This window comes from Streptomyces sp. NPDC059853, from assembly GCF_042731495.1.
Taxonomy (GTDB): domain Bacteria; phylum Actinomycetota; class Actinomycetes; order Streptomycetales; family Streptomycetaceae; genus Streptomyces.
Genome location: NZ_JBHWJL010000364.1, coordinates 1 through 4,652 on the forward strand (window position 1 = coordinate 1; position 4,652 = coordinate 4,652).

The following is a 4,652-nucleotide window of genomic DNA, read 5'->3' on the forward strand; positions in this document are numbered from 1 at the left end:
CGGGGGGACGGGGTGCCGGGGCTGGGTGCCGGAGAGCCAGTGGGCGACGGCGGTGCGGTCGTACCGCAGCGGGGTGCCGGTCTCGGTGCCGAGGGTGTTGACCGCGCGGGCGAGTTCCTGCTGGGTCCAGCCGGCCTCGCGCAGCAGGGCTCGCAGCTGGTGGTTGGGGCCGCGCCGTTCCTTCATGCTTCCTTGGTCTCACAGCGCGGGGCACGGGTGGCAGGGCGCATCGGCGCATGATCACACCCGGTTCTGACCCACTATCACACCATTGGGTAAGAATTTCAGTGCGATGTCACCCGCAGGGGGGAGTGCTCGGTGGCGTATTGACGGCGTTGACGGCGGGTGCCGGTCACAGGAAATACCGGGTGACCGTCTCCGCGATACACACCGGCTTGTGCCCGCCCTCCCGCTCCACCGTCACCGTCAGCGTGAGCTGCACCCCGTCCCCCGGCACCACCACCACCTCGTGGACCCCGGCCGTACCCCGCACCCGGGAGCCGGCCGGCACCGGCGCCGGGAACCGCACCCGGTTCACCCCGTAGTTGACCGCCAGCCGGGCCCCGTCCACCCGCACCAGCCGCCGCACCAACTCCGGTACCAGGGCGAGCGTCAGATAGCCGTGCGCGACGGTCGTCCCGAACGGACCGCCCGCGGCCCGCTCCGGATCGACATGGATCCACTGGTGATCGCCGGTCGCCTCCGCGAACAGATCGATCCGCCGCTGGTCGATTTCCAGCCAGTCACTGGTCCCCAGATGCGCGCCGGCCGCCGCCCGCAGCTCATCGACCGACGCAAATACCCGCGGCTCAGCCATCGGCCCAGCATGCTGACCGGCGCACGGCACTGTCAATGCCCGCGACCGGCGCCCGCCGGACCCCATTGACGCCCCCGGGCGCCGGTGATCTGATCGAAAGCGCCGTGGGGGCTGGTATCCGATCGCCGTACGCCACCGACCCAAGGGGAGACGTCATGCACGCCAGGCGCGCCAGGACGACCGTCACCGCCGCCCTCGCCGTACTCGCCACGCTCACGCTCACCACCGGCGGGGCCTGCGCCACCGAGAACGACGCCGACACCGGTACCCCGCCCCGTGGCAGCGGCACGCCCACCGCGAGCGAGGAGGCCGCGCCGCCCACCGGCCTCACCCAGCCCGCCGGGATCGAGGAACTGTCGTCCGGCTGGTCGATGCCCTGGGGCGCCGACTGGCTGCCGGACGGCTCCGCGCTCTACACCGAACGCGACACCCACCGCATCGTCCACCTCACACCGGACGGCACCCGTACCGTTCTCGGCACCGTCCCCGGCGTCGTGCACGGCGGCGAGGGCGGGCTGCTCGGCCTCGCGATATCCCCCGGCTTCGCCGACGACCGCACGCTGTACGTCTTCCACACCGCCGCGAACGACAACCGCATCGCCCGCCTCACCTGGGACGGCGACACCCTCGGCGGCTACCAGCCCATCCTCACCGGCATCGCCAAGGCCGCCATCCACAACGGCGGCCGGCTCGCCTTCGGACCCGACGGCCACCTCTACGCCACCACCGGCGACGCCGCCGACCCGCCGCTCGCCCAGGACCGCGACGCCCTCGAAGGCAAGATCCTGCGCATCACCACCGCGGGCGAGCCCGCCCCCGGCAACCCCTTCGGCACCCCCGTCTACAGCCTCGGCCACCGCAACCCCCAGGGCCTGGCCTGGGACGACGAGGGACGGCTGTGGTCCTCCGAACTCGGCCAGGACACCTGGGACGAGCTCAACCTCATCGAGCCCGGCAACAACTACGGCTGGCCGCAGTGCGAAGGCGTCTGCGGCGAACCGGGGTTCACCGACCCCAAGGAGACCTGGTCCACCGCGACCGCCTCCCCCAGCGGCCTCGCCTACGCCGACGGCTCCCTCTACATGGCCGCCCTGCGCGGCCAGCGGCTGTGGCACATCCCGCTGGAAGGCGCCGACACCGGCACCCCGCAGGCCTACTACCAGGGCGAGATCGGCCGCCAGCGCACCGTCCTGGCCACCCCGGACGGCGACGCCCTGTGGGTGTCCACCTCCAACGGAGCCGGCCGCGACACCGTCCACCGCGTCACCCTCCAGTAGGGCGCGGCCGTGTATTGACGGCGGCCCGCCGGGACCCGAGGATCGGTGACAGCAGCGAGGGCCGAGGCGACGGGACGAGGCAGGCATGGCGTACGACGCCGATGTGATCGTGATCGGAGCCGGCCTCGCCGGACTGGTCGCCACCGCCGAACTGGCCGCCGCCGGCCGCACCGTGATCCTCCTCGACCAGGAACCCGAGACCTCCCTCGGCGGCCAGGCCCACTGGTCCTTCGGCGGCCTCTTCCTCGTCGGCTCACCGGAGCAGCGCCGGCTGCGCATCCGCGACAGCCACGCGCTGGCCTGGCAGGACTGGGAGGGCACGGCCGGCTTCGACCGTCCCGAGGACGACTGGCCGCGCCGATGGGCGAAGGCGTACGTCGAGTTCGCGGCGGGGGAGAAGCGCGCCTGGCTGCACGGGCAGGGGGTGCGCTTCTTCCCCGTGGTCGGCTGGGCCGAGCGCGGCAGCGGCGAGGCCGGGGGCCACGGCAACTCCGTCCCCCGCTTCCACATCACCTGGGGCACCGGGCCCGGGCTGCTGGCCCCCTTCGAACGCCGGGTGCGGCAGGCCGTCGCGACCGGCCGGGTGACCCTGCGGTTCCGGCACCGCGTCACCGGGCTCGCCACCACCGACCGCGCCGTGGACACCGTCACCGGCGAGATCCTCGCCCCCGACCCCGTCCCGCGCGGCGTCGCCAGCAGCCGCGAGGTGACCGGCGCCTTCGAACTGCGCGCCCCCGCCGTGCTCATCACCTCGGGCGGCATCGGCGGCAACCTCGACCTGGTGCGCGCCCACTGGCCGAAGCGGCTGGGCACCCCACCGCGCCGGATGCTCGCCGGAGTGCCCGCGCACGTCGACGGCCTGATGCTGTCCATCGCCGAACGCGCCGGCGCCCGCCTGGTCGGCGGCGACCGGATGTGGCACTACACCGAGGGCATCCACAACAGGGACCCGGTCTGGGAGGGGCACGGCATCCGCATCCTGCCCGGCCCCTCCTCGCTGTGGCTGGACGCCACCGGGAAGCGGCTGCCCGTGCCGCTCTTCCCCGGCTTCGACACCCTCGGCACCCTGGCCCACATCACCCGCACCGGCCACGACCACACCTGGTTCGTGCTCACCCGCCGCATCATCGAGAAGGAGTTCGCGCTCTCCGGCTCCGAACAGAACCCGGACCTCACCGGCAGAAGCGTCCGCCAGGTCCTCGGCCGGGCCCGCTCCGGCATCCCCGCCCCGGTCCGCGCCTTCCTCGACCACGGCGCCGACTTCGCCGTCGCCCGCGAACCGGCCGCCCTGGCCCGCGCCATGAACGCCGTCACCGGCGACGCCCTCGTCGACGAAGCCCTGCTGCGCCGCGAGATCGAGGCGCGCGACCGGGAGGTCGGCCACCCGTTCAGCAAGGACCTCCAGCTCACCGCCGTGCGCGGGGCCCGGCGCTACCTCGGCGACCGGCTCGTGCGCGTCGCCCCGCCGCACCGGCTGCTCGACCCGGCCGCGGGCCCGCTGATCGCCGTGCGGCTCAGCCTGCTCACCCGCAAGACCCTGGGCGGGCTGCTCACCGACCTCGGCGGCCGGGTGCTCGGCGCGGACGGCGCCCCCGTGCCCGGGCTGTACGCGGCCGGCGAGGCCGCCGGGTTCGGCGGCGGCGGGATGCACGGCTACCGGTCGCTGGAGGGCACGTTCCTCGGCGGCTGCCTCTTCTCCGGCCGCGTCGCGGGCCGGACGGCGGCCCGCACCGTCTGATGTCCCGACCCGGGGGAGACATGAGCACCACTGCCCGTACACCCGTCCTGCTCGTCCTGCTGCTGTTCCTGACCCAGCTGGCCGCCCTCGCCCGGCCCGCGTACGCCTGCGGCTGCGGCGCCGTGGTCCCCGGACCCGGGCAACAGCTCACCGTCGCCCGGGAGACCTCGGCCGTGCACTGGGACGGGGAGACCGAACGCATCGTCATGAGCCTCACCGTGACCGGCGACGCCGCCGAGGCCGCCTGGATCATGCCGGTCCCCAGCCGCGCCGAGGTCACCCTGGGCGACCCCGCCCTCTTCGACACCCTCCGCGCGGCCTCCGCCCCCGAGTACCGCGTCCGCCACTACTTCTGGCCGCGCGAGGGCGACTGGCCCCGGGGCGGGCGCGACGGCGCGGTCGCCGGTGCCGACCCGGGCGACGGCGCCGCCCCCGTGGACGTGGTGAGCCGCGACCGGCTCGGCCCCTTCGACGTGGCCCGGCTCACCGCCACCGATCCGGCCGCCCTGGGCACCTGGCTCGCCGACAACGGCTTCGTCCTCCCCGACACCCTGGCCGGCGCCCTCGCCCCCTACGTCGAGGAGGAGTGGGAGTACGTGGCGCTCCGGCTGGCCCCCGACGCGGCCGGTGACCCGGACGTGGTCCTCGGCGGCACCCTGGACCCCATCAGCCTCACCTTCGCCTCCGGCGAACTCGTCTACCCCATGCGGCTGTCCCGCCTCGCCGCCACCGAACAGCTCCTCACCCTCTACGTGCTCTCCGGCCACCGCATGGAACCCCAGTCCACCATCGGCGGCGACCGCCCCGAGGTCACCTTCGC

The 4,652-nt window shown here is 74.3% G+C and carries 4 protein-coding genes and 1 pseudogene; 3 read left to right on the forward strand and 2 right to left on the reverse strand.

The genetic code is table 11. The features are described 5' to 3' along the window. Positions 1-186 (reverse strand): annotated as a pseudogene (locus ACFV5N_RS24940) (hypothetical protein); the annotation flags it as partial. Positions 187-352: 166 nt separating this feature from the next. Then, positions 353-817: a MaoC family dehydratase gene (locus ACFV5N_RS24945; RefSeq protein ID WP_385603949.1), complete on the reverse strand. Its 465-nt coding sequence runs from the start codon at positions 815-817 to the stop codon at positions 353-355. Between the two features lie 155 nt (positions 818-972). Here ACFV5N_RS24945 and ACFV5N_RS24950 point away from each other — a divergent pair, with 155 nt between their 5' ends. The 3 genes from ACFV5N_RS24950 to ACFV5N_RS24960 all read left to right on the forward strand — a co-directional run. After that, the gene (locus tag ACFV5N_RS24950; RefSeq protein ID WP_385603952.1) at positions 973-2,094 is read left to right on the forward strand and encodes a PQQ-dependent sugar dehydrogenase; all 1,122 of its coding nucleotides are present in this window, start codon (positions 973-975) and stop codon (positions 2,092-2,094) included. 85 nt (positions 2,095-2,179) lie between these two features. Next, positions 2,180-3,832 (forward strand): FAD-binding dehydrogenase, encoded by a 1,653-nt coding sequence (locus ACFV5N_RS24955; protein ID WP_385603955.1) that lies wholly within the window; start codon positions 2,180-2,182, stop codon positions 3,830-3,832. 20 nt (positions 3,833-3,852) lie between these two features. Next, a partial coding sequence (locus ACFV5N_RS24960; RefSeq protein ID WP_385603958.1) for a DUF2330 domain-containing protein occupies positions 3,853-4,652 on the forward strand: 800 nt, incomplete at its 3' end.